Source organism: Ferdinandcohnia sp. SAFN-114, assembly GCF_059415045.1.
Genome location: NZ_JBPFDQ010000048.1, coordinates 1 through 19,212, shown reverse-complemented (window position 1 = coordinate 19,212; position 19,212 = coordinate 1). Strand labels below are relative to the sequence as shown.

The 19,212-nt window shown below is 36.7% G+C and carries 17 protein-coding genes and 1 pseudogene; all 18 read right to left on the bottom strand.

Annotated elements, in window-relative coordinates; all coding sequences use genetic code 11:
* Positions 1-8: 8 nt before the first annotated feature.
* Positions 9-587 carry a CDP-diacylglycerol--glycerol-3-phosphate 3-phosphatidyltransferase gene (gene pgsA, locus ACR65M_RS15830; protein ID WP_121446639.1) on the bottom strand — a complete coding sequence of 193 codons (579 nt, stop codon included), beginning with the start codon at positions 585-587 and terminating at the stop codon, positions 9-11.
* Between the two features lie 89 nt (positions 588-676).
* Positions 677-1,585, bottom strand: coding sequence for a RodZ domain-containing protein (locus tag ACR65M_RS15825; RefSeq protein ID WP_121446638.1), 909 nt, complete (start codon positions 1,583-1,585; stop codon positions 677-679).
* Between the two features lie 98 nt (positions 1,586-1,683).
* A complete protein-coding gene (locus tag ACR65M_RS15820) occupies positions 1,684-2,469 on the bottom strand; it encodes a DUF3388 domain-containing protein (protein WP_121446637.1) in 786 nt (261 codons plus the stop codon).
* Between the two features lie 175 nt (positions 2,470-2,644).
* Positions 2,645-2,887 (bottom strand): DUF3243 family protein, encoded by a 243-nt coding sequence (locus tag ACR65M_RS15815; protein WP_121446636.1) that lies wholly within the window; start codon positions 2,885-2,887, stop codon positions 2,645-2,647.
* 98 nt (positions 2,888-2,985) lie between these two features.
* Positions 2,986-3,711, bottom strand: coding sequence for an elongation factor P 5-aminopentanone reductase (ymfI, locus tag ACR65M_RS15810; RefSeq protein WP_341331844.1), 726 nt, complete (start codon positions 3,709-3,711; stop codon positions 2,986-2,988).
* 50 nt (positions 3,712-3,761) lie between these two features.
* On the bottom strand, positions 3,762-5,051 hold the full coding sequence (yfmH, locus tag ACR65M_RS15805; protein WP_341331845.1) for an EF-P 5-aminopentanol modification-associated protein YfmH: 1,290 nt from the start codon (positions 5,049-5,051) through the stop codon (positions 3,762-3,764).
* Positions 5,051-6,331 carry an EF-P 5-aminopentanol modification-associated protein YfmF gene (gene yfmF / locus ACR65M_RS15800; protein WP_341333546.1) on the bottom strand — a complete coding sequence of 427 codons (1,281 nt, stop codon included), beginning with the start codon at positions 6,329-6,331 and terminating at the stop codon, positions 5,051-5,053. Before yfmF ends, yfmH begins: the two co-directional genes overlap by 1 nt.
* A gap of 179 nt (positions 6,332-6,510) precedes the next feature.
* Complete coding sequence (locus ACR65M_RS15795) at positions 6,511-7,980, bottom strand: sodium:solute symporter family protein (RefSeq protein WP_440273778.1); 1,470 nt, start codon at positions 7,978-7,980, stop codon at positions 6,511-6,513.
* Positions 7,981-8,231: 251 nt separating this feature from the next.
* Positions 8,232-9,185, bottom strand: coding sequence for an ABC transporter permease subunit (locus ACR65M_RS15790; protein WP_121446630.1), 954 nt, complete (start codon positions 9,183-9,185; stop codon positions 8,232-8,234).
* 1 nt (position 9,186) lies between these two features.
* Complete coding sequence (locus tag ACR65M_RS15785) at positions 9,187-10,251, bottom strand: ABC transporter permease (RefSeq protein ID WP_341331847.1); 1,065 nt, start codon at positions 10,249-10,251, stop codon at positions 9,187-9,189.
* Positions 10,248-11,774, bottom strand: coding sequence for an ABC transporter ATP-binding protein (locus ACR65M_RS15780; RefSeq protein ID WP_121446628.1), 1,527 nt, complete (start codon positions 11,772-11,774; stop codon positions 10,248-10,250). The genes ACR65M_RS15785 and ACR65M_RS15780 overlap by 4 nt, the downstream gene beginning before the upstream one ends.
* A gap of 136 nt (positions 11,775-11,910) precedes the next feature.
* Positions 11,911-13,014, bottom strand: a complete 1,104-nt coding sequence (locus ACR65M_RS15775) for a BMP family lipoprotein (RefSeq protein WP_341331849.1) — start codon at positions 13,012-13,014, stop codon at positions 11,911-11,913.
* A gap of 105 nt (positions 13,015-13,119) precedes the next feature.
* Complete coding sequence (locus tag ACR65M_RS15770; RefSeq protein ID WP_440273777.1) at positions 13,120-13,845, bottom strand: GntR family transcriptional regulator; 726 nt, start codon at positions 13,843-13,845, stop codon at positions 13,120-13,122.
* A 203-nt stretch (positions 13,846-14,048) separates the two neighbouring features.
* A complete protein-coding gene (locus ACR65M_RS15765; RefSeq protein WP_440273776.1) occupies positions 14,049-16,379 on the bottom strand; it encodes a DNA translocase FtsK in 2,331 nt (776 codons plus the stop codon).
* Positions 16,380-16,669: 290 nt separating this feature from the next.
* On the bottom strand, positions 16,670-16,879 hold the full coding sequence (locus ACR65M_RS15760) for a YlzJ-like family protein (RefSeq protein ID WP_341331852.1): 210 nt from the start codon (positions 16,877-16,879) through the stop codon (positions 16,670-16,672).
* Complete coding sequence (locus ACR65M_RS15755; protein WP_341331853.1) at positions 16,876-17,631, bottom strand: ClpP family protease; 756 nt, start codon at positions 17,629-17,631, stop codon at positions 16,876-16,878. Before ACR65M_RS15755 ends, ACR65M_RS15760 begins: the two co-directional genes overlap by 4 nt.
* Before the next feature lie 115 nt (positions 17,632-17,746).
* Positions 17,747-18,616, bottom strand: a complete 870-nt coding sequence (gene dapA / locus ACR65M_RS15750) for a 4-hydroxy-tetrahydrodipicolinate synthase (RefSeq protein WP_440273775.1) — start codon at positions 18,614-18,616, stop codon at positions 17,747-17,749.
* A 139-nt stretch (positions 18,617-18,755) separates the two neighbouring features.
* Positions 18,756-19,154 (bottom strand): annotated as a pseudogene (locus tag ACR65M_RS15745) (ACT domain-containing protein); the annotation flags it as partial.
* Positions 19,155-19,212: the final 58 nt, after the last annotated feature.

Here is a 19,212-nt window from a genome sequence, read left to right as displayed (position 1 = left end):
ACTCCATCCTATTTAGAGTTTGCAAAGACACCTTTGTTTTTCGCAAAATAATCCCAACCAGACACAATTGTAAATATAACTGCTACCCAGAGGGCAATCATGTCAAATGGGATAGAAAGAAATTCAAACGGCCAGTTATGTAATAATAATGCAGAAACAGCTACTACTTGAGCCCACATTTTTATTTTCCCGAGCATTTTTGCAGCTGAAACCTCTCCGCCTTCGGCTAATAATAAACGTAAGCCAGTTACAGCAAATTCCCTACTAATAATAATTACAACCATCCAGGCAGGTGCTAGTCCAAACTGAACTAAACTAACTAATGCAGCTGATACAAGTAACTTATCTGCAAGAGGGTCTAAAAACTTTCCAAGGTTCGTTACTAAGTTATGCTTTCTTGCCAAGTGACCGTCAATCCAATCAGTACTAGAAGCAACTATAAAAATAATCGCTCCAACTAAATGGGCAACTGGTATGGACATTGAGCCAATCCCAACATCACCCCATCCAAACGGAACAAACATGACAATTAAAAAAAGTGGAATTAAGCAAATTCTTGCTACTGTAATCTTATTTGGTAAATTCACAATCTTATACCTCCAACATTTACTAAATTCTTATAATAGTGATAATACCACCTATACGAAACAAAAAGCCATCATAATGATGACTTTTGTTATTCTTCAGTTCCTGGAGTATACTTTATCGTAATTATTTGACGAACAATTTGGCCTGTATCAAACGGATACGTAAAAGGTTCCCCATTGATTTCGACTTGAAGATCAGACGACCTTCCAACTGTTAAAATCACTTCAGATTGATTTGTTAAATCAACTTCTTTTGTTGCACCATTCGCAATGGTTTCATAAATAAATCTTTCGTTTTGACGATTTTGAAGTGTGACCCATGATTGACCAGCATCAGCCGCCGTTACTTTCACCTTAAATGAATCTGCATTTTTCAACTCAAAGGTTGCAGTACTCGATTGTTTTTCAACCTCTACAAGCTCTTGGGCAGGAGTTTCTTCCACAGATTCCTCTTCTTTTGAAGGGGTATTATCTGTTTCACCTGCAACCTGTTCCTCTTCTTTAGAGTCTTCTTTTTGTTGATCTTTAACAGGAGGCGGCTCATTTGATTCTTCATATTCCGTTTCCTGACTCTCTAGTTGTGTTTCTGGTTCTTCGGCAACATCCTTTTTAGAAACAAACCAGTAGATTGTCATTGCGCCACCAAGAAGAAAAAGAGCCAATATGATGATTGGTACTTTATCAACAATTTTCGAATTTGTGGTAGAAATTTGTCTTCTTGATTGGACTCTTGATATTTGTTCAGGAATTTCATCGTTATATGTACCAGGGATTTCTGACTTGTACTCTTCAAATAATTCTTCAGGGTTAAGTCCAACAGCCTCAGCATATTGCTTAATAAATGCACGGACATAGAATTTACCTGGCATAACATTATAATTTCCTTCTTCAATCCCAACCAAATACCTTTTTTGGATTTTTGTAATTTGCTGTAAATCATCAAGGCTTAAATCTTTTTGCTCTCTAGCTTCTTTAAGCCGAGATCCTAATTCAGTCATTTATTTCACCTACCAATTCCGGGATACCTATTGGTCTATTCGCGTTCATAATACTAGCATTTTTCTCATTTTCAGTAAAGGATTAATTCATAATAAATTCAAAAATTAAAACCGGAAAAATCAGAACTAGAAAACTGTTGGTCTTCTATATCATATGTAATTTCCTCTTCAGGATTATTTCGAAGTTCAATAATATAGTCAAAATCATTCAATGTATACTCTGTATGACGTACAAATATATCCGGATGCTCGACTAATTTAACAGCGGGCAGTCTCATAATTTCCCTAACAAGCTGTAGATGCCTTTCAGTTGCCCTTCTAGTTGAAACAATGCCGTCAATAATAAAAAGATTATCAGCATTGTATTCATCCTGAATTAATTCATTTCGCATCGTTTGTTTCAATAATGTCGATGACACAAACAACCACTTTTTATGTGCACAAACACTAGCAGCAACAACTGATTCGGTCTTACCGACCCTTGGCATACCCCGAATTCCAATCAACTTATGCCCCTCTTGCTTAATCAACTCTGCCATGAAATCAACAAGCAAGCCCAATTCATCACGCGTAAAACGGAATGTTTTTTTATCATCAGCATCGCGTTGAATATATCGTCCATGTCTAACAGCAAGCTTATCTCGAAGCTTCGGTTCCCTAAGCTTTGTAACGTTTATCGTATCCATTGTATGTAAAATTGATTCAAGTCTCTCAATTTGTTCATTGCTATCACTTAATAAGAGCATGCCCCTTCTGCGATCGTCTACACCATTTATTGTAACAATATTTATCGAAAGCATTCCTAGCAAGGAAGAAATATCCCCTAGGAGTCCTGGGCGATTTTTTGCTATTTCATATTCCAAATACCACTCTTTTTTCTCCAAGTGTCCCAGCCCCTCATACAATCCGTGGTTAAAAATTCCAACTATGAAATATTGCATCAATATTATTATAAACTAATCAATCCATATTTTATAGAGGGGCATAGAAAATTTAAGGGAAATTTACTTAAATAAAAAAGAGAGGAAAATCCTCTCTGCATTCAACCTACTACCAAACCTATTGGACAAGTTTAATCATTACATTTGCAATCGCTTGTTGCTCTTCTTCAGAAGCAACGGTCCAAAGGTCCCGTAATACTTTTTCTTGAGCATTTTTAGGCTCTACTTCGTTAGCTAGGTAATCACCTAATTGTTGAGCCATATTACTGATAACTTGTTCATCCATTCCCTCAGATTTAGCATGCTGCAAGCGATCACCTAAAAAATCTTTCCACTCTTCAAAATTGTCTAGTACTGACATAAGTGACCCTCCTTATAAGGTTAATACAATGTTAGTTTGTCGATTGTAAGGTAAATTATTCATTAAAATTTTTGACTTGTTTTACACTTGTACATAAACTAACAATGCCAACCACCATTTACAGACAAAACCTGTCCAGTGATATAAGAAGCCTTGTCGGAGAGTAAAAAACCAACCGTATTTGCTACCTCAATTGGTTCACCTATTCTTCCCATTGGAATCTCTCCACTTATACCTTGTAAATCCTCTTCAGTGAACTCCTGTAGCATGTTCGTATTAATCGCACCAGGTGCGACCGCATTCACTCGTACTCCACTTAACGCAACTTCCTTCGCTAATGCTTTTACAAACGAGAGTTGGCCACCCTTTACCATGGAATAAAGCACTTCACAAGATGCCCCCGTTAGTCCCCAAATTGAAGATATAACGATGATATTCCCGCTTTTCTTCGTTATCATAGTTGGAAGTAGGGCTTGCGTTAACATATAAGGTGTAGTTACATGAAGCTGCACCATTTGATCGACCGTTTTTTGATTAAAATCAGTCATTAATCCAAACACACTTTTCCCTGAATTATGAACAATGGTGTCAATTGGATGCTGTATTTGAGTTACCACAGATTCAGCACTGGTTCTTTGACTTAAATCAGCATTTACCAGATATGATTCTACACCTTTGCTCACCAATTCTTCCGCTAAACTCTTCACTGCCTTTTCATTTTCGTTGTAATGTAAATATAACGAATAACCTAGATTGGCAACTTCTTTTGCAATAGCACTTCCGATTCCTCCACTCGCACCTGTGATTAATGCATATTTTTTCATATTCATTTCCCCTTAAAAAAGCATCCTTTTGGAAAAGGATGCTTTAGCATTTACTTCTTTTTAGGAATAACCTGACATTCTGTCATTCTTACTTCATCAAAGATTTCATTCCCAATTTTCGTAATATCATCAACAGTTAGACTTTCCATTACAGGAACAACATCAAATAAATTCATATCATTAAATGCATATCTTGTAAACTGGTTTGCAATATAATCAGGTGAGTTTAAAGAGCGTAAAAATGCTCCAATCTTTTTCTTTTTAACACGGTCCAATTCTTCAGAAGTGATACCTTGTTTTTTACTTGAGAGCATAATATTACGTAATTTTGCTGATAATTCATCGGGTTTAGAGGTATCTCCTCCCACAATTGCAAAACCAAAACCTTGTTCTTCTGTGTAATCATATGAGAAAGTATCATCTATTAAGCCTTCATCATACAATGCTTGATAATGCTTAGAACTCTTTCCAAATAGCCAATCCAAGAGAATGGTCATCGATAATTCCTGTTTAAGTAATTCATCACCTTTACGTGAAGGATTTAAGGCCTTCACACCAACCATACACTTTGAAGATTGGACGTTCATTTCTAGAACTTTCTTCTTTTCGTTTACTTCAATTGGTTCGTCTTCAAAATGACGTTCGATTTCAGACTGGTCTTGATAATCTTTTTTGGCTTGATTAGATTTGATTTGCGCCATTATTTTTTCTGGGTCAATCGGACCAACAACAAATAGAACCATATTACTCGGATGATAAAAGGTTTCATAGCACTCATAGAGCATATCTTTTGTAATTTTGGCAATGGAATCAATGGTTCCAGCAATATCAATTCGGACCGGATGATTTTTGTACATATTTTCAATTACACCGAAATAAAGTCTCCAGTCAGGGTTATCATCGTACATTGTTATTTCTTGACCGATGATGCCTTTTTCCTTTTCAACTGTTTTTTCAGTAAAATAAGGACTTTGGACAAAGTCAATTAATGTTTCTAGATTTAGTTCAACATTGGATGTACTCGAAAAAAGATAGGCTGTTCTTGTGAATGAAGTGAAAGCATTCGCAGAGGCACCCTGTTTACTAAAGTCCTGAAACACATCTCCATCTTCTTTTTCAAATAACTTGTGCTCTAAAAAATGAGCGATCCCATCAGGTACTGTAGTTAATTCAGTTTTCCCTAATGGTACAAATTGGTTATCAACTGAACCATAATTAGTCGTGAATGTTGCATATGTTTTATTAAATCCTTTTTTAGGCAGGATGTAGACGTTAAGACCATTATCAAGCTTCTCGTGAAAAAGTACCTCTTGAAGTTGATCAAATGTGATTTTATCCATTATGACCGCCCCTCCAATCCAGTAAGGAAGTAAATCGTATCAAGTTCAACTTTCTTGGCAACATTAACTACTTGCTCCTTTGTGACTGCTTCAATTCCAGCTATCCAATCCTCAAGCCTTCTTGATTTCTGAGAAATAACATTATGATATAAAACTTCAGCGATACCACGGGATGTATCGATTGTTTCAAGTAACTGATTTCGGATGACCGCTTTTGTTTGAGCTAGGATTTCCTCTGTAAAATCACCATCAATCATTGCTTTCATTTGTTCTTTAATAATGGTTACTGCTCGGTCATAATTATTTACATCAATACCGGACATCACCATAAGAAGACCCTTATGACTTTCCACCCTAGATGCAGCATAGTATGCAAGGCTTTCTTTTTCTCGGACATTTATAAATAATTTTGAGTGTGAAAAACCACCATAAATTCCGTTAAACACTTGAAGTGCATCATAGTCTGGGTCACTAAAAGTTGTATTTGTCCGGTAGCCAATATTGAGTTTACCTTGTTTTACGTCTTGGTTTTCGATTACTTCATTAACTGTTTCAACCTGCTTGGTTTTAGTTTCAATTTCAGGACGTGTATTGCGCTCAGAAAACGTGAATGTAGATGAGACGACTTCTTTTACCTTTTCAGGTTCAATGTTCCCGATTATATATAAGTCAATCTCATCTTCAGCCAATGCTTTTTGATAATAGGTGTATAGAGATTCTGCTGATATGCTGTCTAGATCTTCAATTCTTCCGTTCACATGGAGGTGATACGGTTCATCCTTACACATTTCTTCAACTAAACGTAAATTCGAATATCTCATCTTATCATCATAAACAGCTTGAATTCGTTGTTTAAGGCTCCGTTTTTCTTTTTCCACGACTGTGCTTTTAAAAGCGCCATTTTCAGTTACTGGAGATAATACAATTTCCTTCAACAAAGTGATTGCTTTATCAAGAAGTGGTGTTTGGTCTTTTAAAAATAGTTCGTTTGCTATTTCCACGAAAAAGGTAATAATATGGTGTTCTCCTTTTTTCGCAAGATCCACATATAATACAGCACCATATAATTCATCTAAATAGGAACGTAAACTCGTTGTTGAGGGGTAGCTAGGTGTTTCACTTTGCAATACATATGGAAGTAATGCTCTTTGTGTAACATATTCCTCTTCCAGAGGGGCTTTCATTCTAAGTACAATTGTATTCGTTTTAAATTTATCTGTTTTAACCGTATGGAGCGTGAAGCCGTTTAATTTATGCTCATTTTCATCCAATAAAAACATCTTATACATAGCCTCCTTTTTGGTCATAGCAAAACACTATATGGCTATATTTTAACCAAAACTAATTTTTAATCTTAGAATCACTATAACCTCAAATTAGTAATAAATTCAAGTTTCGTCTCCTAAAATTTTCTTAATAAAGAAAAACAAACCAGTACATTACTGGTTTGCTAAACTAATTATTGATTTTTTGATAGTTCACTTTTTAAATACGATAAAAATTCATTCGCTTTCCTTTCAGGGGGTCTAGTTGCAAGACTCACTCCTACAAATAACACAATAGAAAGAAGCAGTCCCCATACACCAGAACCATAGCCGAATGGTTTATACTTCATAGCTTCAAGTAGTATTACTACTAATCCACTTATTGTAACACTAGACATAACACCTGTTGCGGTGCCTCTTTTCCAAAAGAAGGCTCCAATAATTGCTGGAACGACAACGATTAAGCCTGCCGACGATGCAACTGAAAGAACTGCAATTAAATCTAACTGCATCTCTGCAAAACCATAGGCAAGAATTGCGATAATCGGGATTACAAATTTACCTACCTTTAATTGTTGTCGTTCATTCTTAGCCTTACTCGACATTCCATACACATCTCTTGCAAATAACGATGAAAGGGTCAATAAAATAGAATCAATTGTAGAAATAGCAGCTGCCATAATTGAAACCATGACGATTACACCTAAAACTACAGGAACATGTACAGAAGATAAAAGATTTGGTGTTGCTACATCCGGATTCTCAAGACCCGGGAATAATAATATCGCTGAATATCCCCACATTACTGATACAATTGTATATATAAAGCCGAATACAAGAAAACCTAATAACATTTTTCGTAAACTTCCTAAAGACGAAGGCATATATAAACGCTGACTTACCTGAGGATTAGAGAGACTAAAGAAAATCCATGGAATGGTTAATGACAAAAAGGTTGGAAAACTAAAATATCCATTACCCGGAACTGTCAAGGTTTGTGGATGACTTGTCCGTAATTCGTTAAAAAGGCTGCCAAAACCACCTAATGCATTTACTAATAAAATAACAACTAGGGACGAGGAAACAATCATCACAAGTGCCTGAAGGGAATCCGTCCACATCACAGAGCGAATTCCAGAAATATATGTAAAAATAAGTGCTAAAATAGTTGCTAAAATTGCCCCAGTAGTAAAGCTTATTTCCCCATTTGTAATCCCTTGTAATAAATAGCCGACACCAGCTAACTGAACAGCGCTATACGGGATTAGAAAAATACAGCTTGAAATCGAAATAATAGCTGCAACCCTTTTATCATCGTAACGATCCCCTAACATCTCAGAAGGTGTCACATAGCCAAATTTCTTTCCTACAATCCAAAAACGCGGTCCAAAAAAGGCAACAAGGGTAACCCCCATAAAATAAATAATTTCAAAGCCTAATGCACCTACACCACCACGATAAGTTAAACCAGCCAGTCCAACCATCATAAAAGCACTGTAAGTTGTTGCACTATAACTTAAGGCGGACACAAAACCGTTCATTTTTCGGTTACCTAAAAAGTAGCCCTCCATATTTACTTGCTTTTCACTTCTTGATAAATAGGCGATAAAGATTGACATCACAATATAAATGGCAATTCCCCACCAAACATAAGTAGCACTCACTCATACTCACCTCCAGTCCCTTGTTAGTATGTAATTAATAATAATAATGAGTAATGCCAAAACAATCCACAATAGAAAACTACCGTACCATGCGGTAACATCTCTTAAAAAGACATAAGGAACGATATAAGCCAACAGCACTAAGATGAGGCATAATATCCCCCAAAACGTTTCTTTTTTGCTCATTATTGTCCTCCCATTTCAATTTAAAAAAGGAATGACACTTCTGCCATTCCTTTAAAAGTATAATCTTATCGTTTCCCAGAATCAAATGGTTCTCCCGCTGCTTTAGGTGCTTGAGAAGATTTTGAGAAGATAACCAATGCAATTAAAGTTACCACATAAGGGAATATCTTTAATAAAATTGGTGGTATAACTGCAAGCTCTGGTATTACCTGGGATACGTTTGCAATAGTTGTTGCAATCCCAAAGAACAAGGTAGCTCCTAAAATTCCAAGTGGCTTCCATTGTCCAAATATTAAGGCAGCAAGTGCCAAGAAACCTAGTCCAGAAACATTCCCAGTAAACTCTCCAGCGTACGTAACTATAATAATAGCTCCACTTAAACCGGAAAACGCACCTGAAAGAATTACTCCAAGATAGCGAATGCGTCTTACATTTACACCAGCTGCTTCTGCTGCCTGTGGAAACTCACCACAAGAACGCAAACGCAATCCCGTTTTTGTTTTATACAACATAAACGAGCTAATTAATAAAATAAGTAAGATTAACCATGTTGTTGGGTAGGTTCGAGTAAAAAACAAATCACCTATTATTGGAATGGAAGATAAAAATGGAATATCATCTGGTACAAATCCACTAGTAATACGGATATTCCCACTACCTGTCATATTTCGCGCGAGAAATACAGTCAAAGCCCCGGCGATCATATTGATTGCAGTACCGCTAATAATTTGATTCGCATTTAGGTTAATACTAGCGAATGCGTGTAAAAGTGAAAAAAGAATTCCCATCAACGCTCCGGCAATTAACCCAATCCATAAGACTAAAAGTTGATTCGTTATATCATCTTGAAGAAAATTGATAGTAAGTGCCCCTGCGAATGCACCAAAAATCATAAGTCCGTCTAAACCTATGTTTACAACACCGCTTCGTTCACTAAATAATCCGCCTAGCGCCGTAATTAGCAGAGGGATTGTATAAGCAATTGCGTATGGAAAGATTTGCTCAATAATAGACCACATATTACGCACCCTCCTTTTTCACATTAGTTTCGCTAGTTTTTCTTTTTTTGAACTTATTTAATAGGCGTTCGATTAAGATGCTTGTTGCAGCAAAATAAATGATAATGGCAATTATTGTATTCGCAATTTCCGGAGGGATTTCCGTCATTGCATTCATAAATCCAGTTCCTGAATAGAGGATTCCAAAAAATACTGCTGCAAAGAATACCCCAATCGGACTGTTTGCCCCTAATAGAGCTACTGCAATACCATCAAAACCTTGTGATGGTAAAACACCAATTTGCATGCTTGTTGCATTACCGGTATACATCGCTACTCCACCTAGACCAGCTAATCCACCGGAAATTACCATGGATAATACAATATTTGAATTTACACGCATACCAGCATATTCGGCAGCATGTCGATTAAAACCAACGGCTTTTAATTCAAATCCGAGTGTTGTTTTATTAATGATAAAACCAATAACGATAACAGCAATAATTCCTAAGAACAATCCAAGGTTAATATAAGAGCCTTGGAACATATCGCTTAAAAATGGTACTCTTAATGTTGCTTCATCTGGTAATTTTTTTGACTCTGTCTCAAGGTACTCACCCTTAAAATAACCTGGAATGACATAATAAACAGTCCAGTAGGCAACCCAGTTCATCATAATGGTTGAAACCACTTCATGGACGTTAAATCTTGCCTTAAGTAATCCGGGAATAAATGCCCATAATGCTCCACCCAGAAAACCCGCTAAAATCATCACGAGTAAGAGCACTGGTCTTGACCAGTCAAAAGTTAAGCCAACAGCGGTCGCAAGTAAACCTCCGATTAGCACCTGACCAGAAGCCCCGATATTAAATAAGCCAGTACGGAATGCAAAAGCAACTGATAGACCAGTAAAGATTAACGGTGTTGCTGTCGCTAATGTATCACCCAGTCTAGAAATATTTTTTAATCCTCCTTGAAATAGATAAAGATACCCTTCAAAAGGATTGCTTCCAATAAACAACATTAACAATCCGCCAGCAATCAGACCAAAAAGTACTGCAATTAATGAAATTATTGTATTTCTCATACACTTCTCTCCTTACTTACACCCGCCATCATGAGACCAACCTCATTTTCATTTGTTTCAGAGGCATTAACAATCCCAATGAGTTCGCCGTTATTTACGGCGGCAATGCGATCAGAAAGCTGTAAAACTTCATCAAGTTCTAAAGAGATTAAAAGTACAGCCTTTCCTTTATCACGGTGCTCAATTAATCGTTTATGGATATACTCAATTGATCCAACATCAAGCCCCCTTGTAGGCTGAACGGCAATTAGTAAATCAGGGTCTAACTCAAGTTCTCTCCCAATTATCGCTTTTTGTTGGTTCCCACCGGATAAGGTTCTTGCAATTGATACTTCTCCCTCTCCTGAACGCACATCAAATTTTTCTATAATATTTTTTGCATATTCTTTCATAGCAGAGAATTTCAACAAACCATGCTTTGAAAATGGTGGTTTTTTATAGACCTCTAACACCATATTAGATTGGAGAGAATAATCCAAAACAAGACCACGTTTTTGTCTGTCTTCTGGTATATGAGCAATCCCTTTTTCAATACGTTGTCGAACTGGTAGAGTAGTAATATCCTCACCATTCATGAGAATTTTGCCTGTCTCTGCTTTTCGAAGACCTGTAATTGCTTCTACTAGTTCGGATTGACCATTTCCTTCAACACCTGCTATTCCAACGATTTCGCCTTTATTAACTGTTAAAGAAAAGTTTTTTAACCCCATGACCTTTCGGTTATTTTTAACAGAAAGGGAATCTATTTCTAATACCACATCGCCTGGTGTACTTTCATTTTTATCTACTTTAAAGGACACATGTCTACCAACCATCATTTCGGCTAAACTTGCTTCGCTTGCTTGGGCTACATCCACTGTCCCTATATATTTTCCTCGGCGTATAACTGTACATCGATCTGCTACAGCTTTAATTTCCTTCAATTTGTGTGTGATGATAATGATTGATTTTCCTTCTTTGATTAAGTTCTTCATGATCTTCATTAATTCATCTATTTCACTTGGCGTTAACACAGCGGTAGGCTCATCAAAAATGAGCACATCTGCTTCACGGAAAAGCATCTTCATGATTTCAACACGCTGCTGCATACCAACAGAAATGTCTTCTATTTTTGCATGTGGATCCACATTTAGTCCATAATATTTTGATAACTCTTCAATTCGTTTAGCGGCACTTTGTATATCTAGGACAACCCCACTCTTTAGAGGTTCACTTCCTAGAATAATATTTTCTGTAACTGTAAAATTTTCAACTAACTTAAAGTGTTGGTGTACCATACCAATACCTAAACGATTTGCAACGTTAGGATTGGTAATGTGTACCTGTTTCCCATTTACTTTAATCATTCCTTGCTCAGGCTGGTACATACCAAATAGCACACCCATGAGTGTGGACTTGCCCGCCCCATTTTCTCCAAGTAAAGCGTGTATCTCCCCTTTTTTTAAAGTAAGAGTGATATTATCATTTGCTATAATACCCGGAAATTCCTTCCTGATATTTAGCATTTCCACAACATATTCCATAGTAGCACTCACCTTTTTTTAGACTCAAATATCCTTTTATTAGGAGTCCCCAATCATCATTAAATAATGTGTCTCCTCTTGATTAAAGGTCATACCAAAAGAGACGGATGAAACCGTCTCTTTATCAGCAAAATTATTACTTGATTAAGTTACCTTGTTCACCTGAGACTTCAATTTCACCAGATTTAATCTTTTCATAAACTTCTTTAACTTTCGTAACAGTTTCTTCGCTTAGGTTCGGATTTTCATCTGGAATTCCGACACCATCATTTTTCACATCATAAGTTATGGTTTCTCCCCCTGGGAATTTTCCATCTAGCTCTTGTTTGATTAAATCTTTTGTGGCATTACCAATTTTCTTCATCGCTGAAGTCAAGATAACTGATTTTTCACCTTCATAAACTCCATCAGCATATTGGTCTACGTCTACACCTAACATCCAAACTTCTTCTCCTGCTTTAGCACGGTTTTTTGCTTCAGTAATAGCACCAAAACCTACACCACCAGCAGCTGCGAAAATAACATTTACTCCACGATCATACATTTGAGCAGCGATTTGGCCACCTGCTGCTGTATCAGTAAAGCTACCTTGGTAGATAACATTTTCCGCTTTAATTGTAAGGTTTGTTCCTAGATTCTCATTAGCATAGGCTAACCCCTGCTGGAAGCCCCAATTGAATTTTTGAACAGCAGGCATTTCCATACCACCAATGAATCCTGCTTCTCCTTCTTTTAATTCTAAAGCAGCAGCAACACCAGCTAAGAAACCAGACTCATGCTCAGCGAAGAATACTGCAACTGTATTGTCAGCTACTTCTGGAACAAAGTCACCCTTATGTGGGTTACCATCTAAAATAATAAATTTAGCATCTTCGTATTTAGACTGTGCTTGATAGATTGCTGTTTCGAATTTGAAACCAGGTGTTACAATAAATTTGTAACCTGCATCGTATAAGTTTCCAATTTCTTTGAGATAATCTGCTTCTGTTTCGCCTGCTGGTTTAAGATACTTTTCTTGAATGCCATATTCTTCTTTAGCAGCCAAAATACCTTCCCATGTACCTTGGTTAAATGATTTATCGTCGATTGAACCTGCATCAGTAGACATACCTACTTTTAGGTCAGCGCCTTCGCCGTTACCGGCACCAGTACCTTCTTCATCTGCGCCTCCACATGCACCTAACAATGTGCCAGCTGCAAGAAGAAATGCAAGACCAAAACCTGTCTTCTTTTTAAACATGGAATTACCCCCTGAAAATTTATTATTTTACAAATCCTTAACTTATATTTCTCTTAGTAATGGATTACTTATTCACCTCCTTAAATTTTGCATTTATTCACAAATTTATAACACACGTTTTCTCACGACATGGAATGAAAATTTATCAGCCCGAAAATAGTTTTGTGAAAAAAGGATCGGTTCATCATTTTCATCGTAATGCATCTGTTTTAACAACAATAAAGCTGTTTCAGGGTCGCAATTTAATATTGGCGAAATTGTATCGTGATACCCAATTGGCTCAATATAGGTAACCGCGTAAGTAATTTTTCTTCCTGCTTTTTTTTCCAATAGATCAAAGAGAGATTCCTCATGTGAATAATTGGCTGGTAAATTTTTCGAAAGAATTTTGTCTATACAATACACAACAGGCTCAGCATTTGCTGTACGTACTCTTTCTATCTTTGTAATTTCTTCAGTTTCCTGACAACCAAAACCCTTTATGTCATTATCCGTAGGTTCTTTTACCGTTCTTGATAAAAAGATCGTACCAGGGGACATTCCAGCTTGAATAATCATATCTGTTATACTACTTATTTGCTCAATTCCTGAATTAAACAGAGGTTTCGCATTTACAAAGGTACCTACACCATGTCTTCTAATAATCACATTTTCCTCTTCAAGAATTCGCAAAGCTTCTCTTAGAGTTGCTCTACTAACTCCTAATTGCTTTGCTAAGAGAAATTCTGATGGTAGTTTTTCCTTTTCTTTGTAAACACCATTTTCGATATCAAGTCTGATTTGATCTATTACTTGCAAATACAATGGTCGATTATCTAACTTGATAGACATCTGCTACTCCTCCATTTTTATGTATAGTCATCAGACCTCTGATGTTAGACCGATGTTAATCCGAAATTAAATATATCATCTTTTCTGAAAGAAATAAATAAGAATTGCGTAATTTGTCGAAAAAAAGAAGAGCAACAGCTCTTCTTTTCTTAGAAATAAGTCAAATGCCGCTTGCTTTTGAAAAAAAGCTTTACTGCATAAAACTAACTTCCTACTTCTTCATTTTTTGATGTAACAAGGACAGCTCTTGGCTTGCTACCTTCATAAGGACCGACTACACCCCTTGCTTCCATAGCATCAATCAATCTTGCAGCTCTCGTATAACCAACTCGAAATCTACGCTGTAACATTGAGACAGATGCCGTTTGCATTTCAATTACGAGCTGTACAGCATCATCATATAATTCATCATCCACTTCTTCCGTTGTTTCAACAGTATCGGTAGGAATCATTTCTTCTTGATATTGAGCTTTTTGCTGGGCAATTACAAAGTTAACTACCTCTTCGACTTCATCATCTGATAAAAAGGCTCCCTGAACACGTACAGGTTTTGATGCTCCAACAGGCAAAAATAGCATATCACCTCGCCCTAACAGTTTTTCTGCTCCACCCATATCTAAAATGGTTCTCGAGTCAGTTTGAGACGATACACTAAAAGCAATTCGGGAAGGGATATTGGCTTTAATTACCCCTGTGATAACATCTACTGATGGTCTTTGTGTTGCTATGATCAAGTGTATTCCAGCAGCACGTGCCATTTGTGCTAGACGTGTAATAGAATCTTCAACTTCTGATGAAGCGACCATCATAAGATCTGCTAATTCGTCTACGATAACAATAATATATGGGAGAGTTGGTTGTTTCGCATCTTCCTCACTATTATGGCGACGAATATATTCATTATAACCTTCAATATTTCTTGTATGGGTATGGGAGAATAATTCATATCTTCGTTCCATCTCATTTACGACTTTCTTTAGAGCTTGTGACGCCTTCTTAGGATCTGTCACAACAGGAGCCAATAAATGTGGTATTCCATTATAGACATTTAACTCAACCATTTTCGGGTCAATCATCATCATTTTTACTTCATGTGGTTTCGCCCTCATAAGAACGCTGGTAATTATGCCATTAATACAAACACTCTTACCACTACCCGTTGCACCAGCTACTAACAAGTGAGGCATTTTGTTTAGTTCAGCAAATTTTGCTTCACCTGAGATATCGCGGCCAAGTCCGATTAACAATTTAGCGTCTGATCGCTGCGGTTCAGTATCTTCAAGTACTTCACGTAAAGACACTACAGCAATTTCAGAATTAGGAACCTCGATTCCAACTGCAGATTTTCCAGGAATTGGCGCTTCAATCCGAATATCTTTTGCAGCTAATGCGAGGGCTAAGTCATCACTTAAATTTACGATTTTACTAACTTTAACTCCAACATCCGGATACACCTCATATTTTGTAACAGCAGGACCAAGGTGGACTTTTGTAACCTTTGCTTTTACACCAAAACTATGGAATGTTTTCTCTAGCTTTCTAGCATTTTCATAAATATTTTCATGTTCTGCACTTTGACTTGTCTGCTTCGGTGGATGCAACAGCTCAATGGGTGGCAGTTCATAATCAACATTCTCTAATTCACCTTCTGTAAAGGTGATTGGCATCTTTTCATCACTATCTTCTTCTGTAACAAGTTGTTTTTGCTGATGTTTTTCAGTTTGAGCCACTTGTTCTTTTGTATAGGCCTTATCGGCAAAGTTTGAAATAATAGGTTCAATAGGAATCTCAACAGGTACATCATCGATATTATCATCTGCTGATGCTTGAGTATCCTTTATTTTAGGCTCCTTATTCTTTTTCTGCTTTTCTTTTTTAGGCTGACTCTTCCGTTGCTGAAACCAATTCACCATGTCATCCATAAATGCAATCCACTGATTGCGTATGAATGTAACAATCGGACCTAAGATTTTCGCAATTGTATCATGAAGTGATTTTCCTGTAACAAGTACACCGCCAATTACAATTAAAAAGACAGAAATGATTTTTGTCCCCGCTTCATCAAATAAAAAATAAGAGGCTGCAAAAAGAATAGAACCAATCATTCCTCCGCCTAAATCTGTAGTACTTGTATCACCATTTACAACAGCCCAAAACATGCTCCAAGTATTTTTAATAACACTCGGGTCAGTAAATTTGCCTTCGTTTGTTTGCAAATTGAATAATGGAATATGACTTAATAACAGCATTGCGCTTATTATTAAGTAGACACCAATCAATTGCCTAGTAATCATTTTCGGTAGAGATCGATTCCAAATGATATACAGTGAAATAAGCAATAATCCAATTAATCCAAGAATGTCCCAATTCCCAAGGAAAAATCGAAATAAATAGACAAGACCTGTTCCTACTGTGCCAAGTCTTGCTAAACCAATACAAGCTAAAGCTAGTAATAATAATCCTAGCAATTCAAATTTAAGAGTTTTTTTCCACTCATCTTTCCGCTTCGACTGTCTACGTTTTCGTTTTGCCATACTACACCTACTCTACCTATCAATAATAAGAAAGAAGCAGCCACAACCTGGCTGCCTACGCGATGAAATTAGTTAAATTATAGCACATTATACCAATTTAGGACAATTGATGAAATGATAGGATCAATACTACACTTTGTCATTTTAGCCCATTTGTCAAAAAGACAATGTAGTCAGGGACAAGCTGCTTGCCCTTTAACTCATTGACTTTTTTGACAACCTCTCAGCCAAAGCTGAAAGGTTTGTGGAACCCAATGGTTTCACAAGAATGAGCAAAAAATGTTTGTAAACTAAAATCTAATTTTTTGACCGGGAGAGTATCTTCCGTCTAAAAAGTGCTGTGGGTCGGTGCTCATGACTCTTTCAATTGTGTATTCACCATTCCCAACTTGGCTAACGGCAAGTGAAACACCGTTAATATCAACATACTTAAAATTACTTTCTTCCATTTCAGTTTGTGGATAAATTAGCTCTTGTGGCATCATAGTGTATAGAATCATTGAATCATCTGCCCACTTTCTTCAGTTACATTTCTCTCATCAATTAACTCATTTAATTTCTTAATGGCCTGTCCAATTCCACCAATTTCATTAATTAGCCCATATTTTACTGCATCAGAACCTATTACATTAGTACCAATATCCCTTGTTAAATTACCTTTTGAAAACATCAATTCCTTGAATTTATCTTCGGTTATTTGCGAGTGCCCAATTACAAAATTAACCACGCGCTCTTGCATTTTATCCAAGTACTCAAATGTTTGAGGTACACCGATAACTAGACCGGTTAGTCTTACAGGATGGATTGTCATCGTCGCCGTTTCGGCAATAAAAGAATAATCACACGCCACGGCAATGGGAACACCTATCGAGTGACCGCCCCCTAAAACAATTGAAACAGTTGGTTTTGAGAGTGATGCAAGCATTTCTGATATGGCAAGCCCTGCCTCAACATCCCCCCCAACTGTATTTAAAATAACTAATAAACCTTCAATTTTTGGGTTTTGTTCAATCGCAACTATTTGAGGTATAACATGTTCATATTTAGTTGTTTTATTTTGGGGAGGTAATTGAATATGACCTTCAATTTGACCAACAATTGTAAGGCAATGTATTTTACTGTCATTTGACATTTGAGGGACATTAGTTTGTCCTAATTGTTGAATCTTATCAACTAATGATGAACCCTTGGTTTCATTTTTATCCTGATCCCCTTGTGGTTGATCTGCATTTATGTATTGATTATTATTCATTGTATTCTCCTTTCAACCCATTTACCATTTAGTATAAACACATGGTTCTATTTCATTCTCGAAAGTGGGCGAAAGAAAAAAGCCAATCAGTTTGATTGACTTTTTAGCACGTTTTTTATTTTCCTATTAATTTTGTTAATTCAATTCGTTCTTGTTCGTTTAATGGAACTAATGGTAAACGAACTGAGCCGACGTCTAATCCCTTAATTTGAAGAGCTGTTTTTACCGGAACCGGATTTGGTGCAGTAAATAGTCCCTTCATAATTGGTAAAAGTTTTTGATGATGTATAGCCGCTTCCGTATTGTTTCCTGTTAAATAGGCTGTAACCATCTGTTGCATTTCATTACCAATCACATGGGCAGCAACAGAAACAATACCTTTTGCCCCAATTGAAAGAGCCGGCAATGTAATTCCATCATCCCCACTGTATAAATCAAAACTCTCATCAGTATTAGCAATTATTTCAGTCATTGCTTCTAGGCTTCCACTTGCCTCTTTAACAGCAACGATATTTTGTATCTTTGACAATTTAATAATGGTTTCTACTGACATATTAATAACCGATCTACCTGGAATATTGTAAAGCATAATAGGTAGTTTTGTACTTTCAGCAATTGTTTTAAAATGCTGATAGAGTCCTTCTTGACTTGGCTTATTGTAATATGGGACAACAAGCATTATGGCATCAACACCGGCTTCTTGTGCTTTTTTTGTTAACTCCATGGATGCATACGTATTATTGCTACCTGTTCCAGCTATTACTGGAACCCGACCATCCACAACTTTTACAACGTGACGGAAAAGAGCTACTTTTTCCTCGGAAGATAATGTAGGAGATTCACCAGTTGTCCCTGCTACCACCAAAGATTCAGTTCCAGTATTTATTAAATAATTAATCAACTGAGTTGTTTTACCGAAATCGATATTTCCTTTATTATCAAATGGTGTCACCATAGCTGTAGAAATTCTTCCAAAATCAATCATGCTTTTACACCTACCCCCATCAATTGCGCTAGGCTTATTTCCAAAAAACCTAGGCTTGCTTAAAAAAATTATACATGAAATGAAACGATATGTTAAAGAAAGGGACTCCTCCATTACGGAGGTTCCCCTAATTGTCCCCTTAAAAGTCTACCACTTCTGCTCCAACAGGTCCATCAGATAAATGGAATGCTTTATGAAGAGCGTTTATGGCTTCCTTCATTTCAGATTCTTTAACAAGTACCCAAATGGTCGATAGACTATCTGCTGATTGCAAGATTTGAATTCCTTTTTCTGAAAGTGCTGTAACAATTCGAGCAGTCACTCCAGGTACGCCGTTCATTCCCGCACCAACAGTCGCAACCTTCGCACATTTTTCAGTTACCTGAGGTTCATAACCCAATTCTTTCAATTTATTAACTGCACGGGCTGTCATTTCCCCCGAAACCGTATAAACAACACCATTTGGTGTGATGTTGAAGAAATCCACACTTATTTTTTCATTGGCCATCGCCTTAAATACTTCTGATGCTAGACTAAAAAGTAGACACAGATTGTTATAATAAATATATCAACTATAACGAGGTGTGTCTGTATGG

Excerpts from the sequence above, each read along its gene's own strand:
- ACR65M_RS15825 (WP_121446638.1), bottom strand. The coding sequence starts at position 1,585 with ATGACTGAATTAGGATCTCGGCTTAAAGAAGCTAGAGAGCAAAAAGAT.
- ACR65M_RS15815 (WP_121446636.1), bottom strand. The coding sequence starts at position 2,887 with ATGTCAGTACTAGACAATTTTGAAGAGTGGAAAGATTTTTTAGGTGAT.
- ymfI (WP_341331844.1), bottom strand. The coding sequence starts at position 3,711 with ATGAAAAAATATGCATTAATCACAGGTGCGAGTGGAGGAATCGGAAGT.
- yfmH (WP_341331845.1), bottom strand. The coding sequence starts at position 5,051 with ATGGATAAAATCACATTTGATCAACTTCAAGAGGTACTTTTTCACGAG.
- yfmF (WP_341333546.1), bottom strand. The coding sequence starts at position 6,331 with ATGTTTTTATTGGATGAAAATGAGCATAAATTAAACGGCTTCACGCTC.
- ACR65M_RS15790 (WP_121446630.1), bottom strand. The coding sequence starts at position 9,185 with ATGTGGTCTATTATTGAGCAAATCTTTCCATACGCAATTGCTTATACA.
- ACR65M_RS15785 (WP_341331847.1), bottom strand. The coding sequence starts at position 10,251 with ATGAGAAATACAATAATTTCATTAATTGCAGTACTTTTTGGTCTGATT.
- ACR65M_RS15780 (WP_121446628.1), bottom strand. The coding sequence starts at position 11,774 with ATGGAATATGTTGTGGAAATGCTAAATATCAGGAAGGAATTTCCGGGT.
- ACR65M_RS15775 (WP_341331849.1), bottom strand. The coding sequence starts at position 13,014 with ATGTTTAAAAAGAAGACAGGTTTTGGTCTTGCATTTCTTCTTGCAGCT.
- ACR65M_RS15770 (WP_440273777.1), bottom strand. The coding sequence starts at position 13,845 with ATGTCTATCAAGTTAGATAATCGACCATTGTATTTGCAAGTAATAGAT.
- ACR65M_RS15765 (WP_440273776.1), bottom strand. The coding sequence starts at position 16,379 with ATGGCAAAACGAAAACGTAGACAGTCGAAGCGGAAAGATGAGTGGAAA.
- ACR65M_RS15760 (WP_341331852.1), bottom strand. The coding sequence starts at position 16,879 with ATGATTCTATACACTATGATGCCACAAGAGCTAATTTATCCACAAACT.
- ACR65M_RS15755 (WP_341331853.1), bottom strand. The coding sequence starts at position 17,631 with ATGAATAATAATCAATACATAAATGCAGATCAACCACAAGGGGATCAG.
- dapA (WP_440273775.1), bottom strand. The coding sequence starts at position 18,616 with ATGATTGATTTTGGAAGAATTTCTACAGCTATGGTGACACCATTTGAT.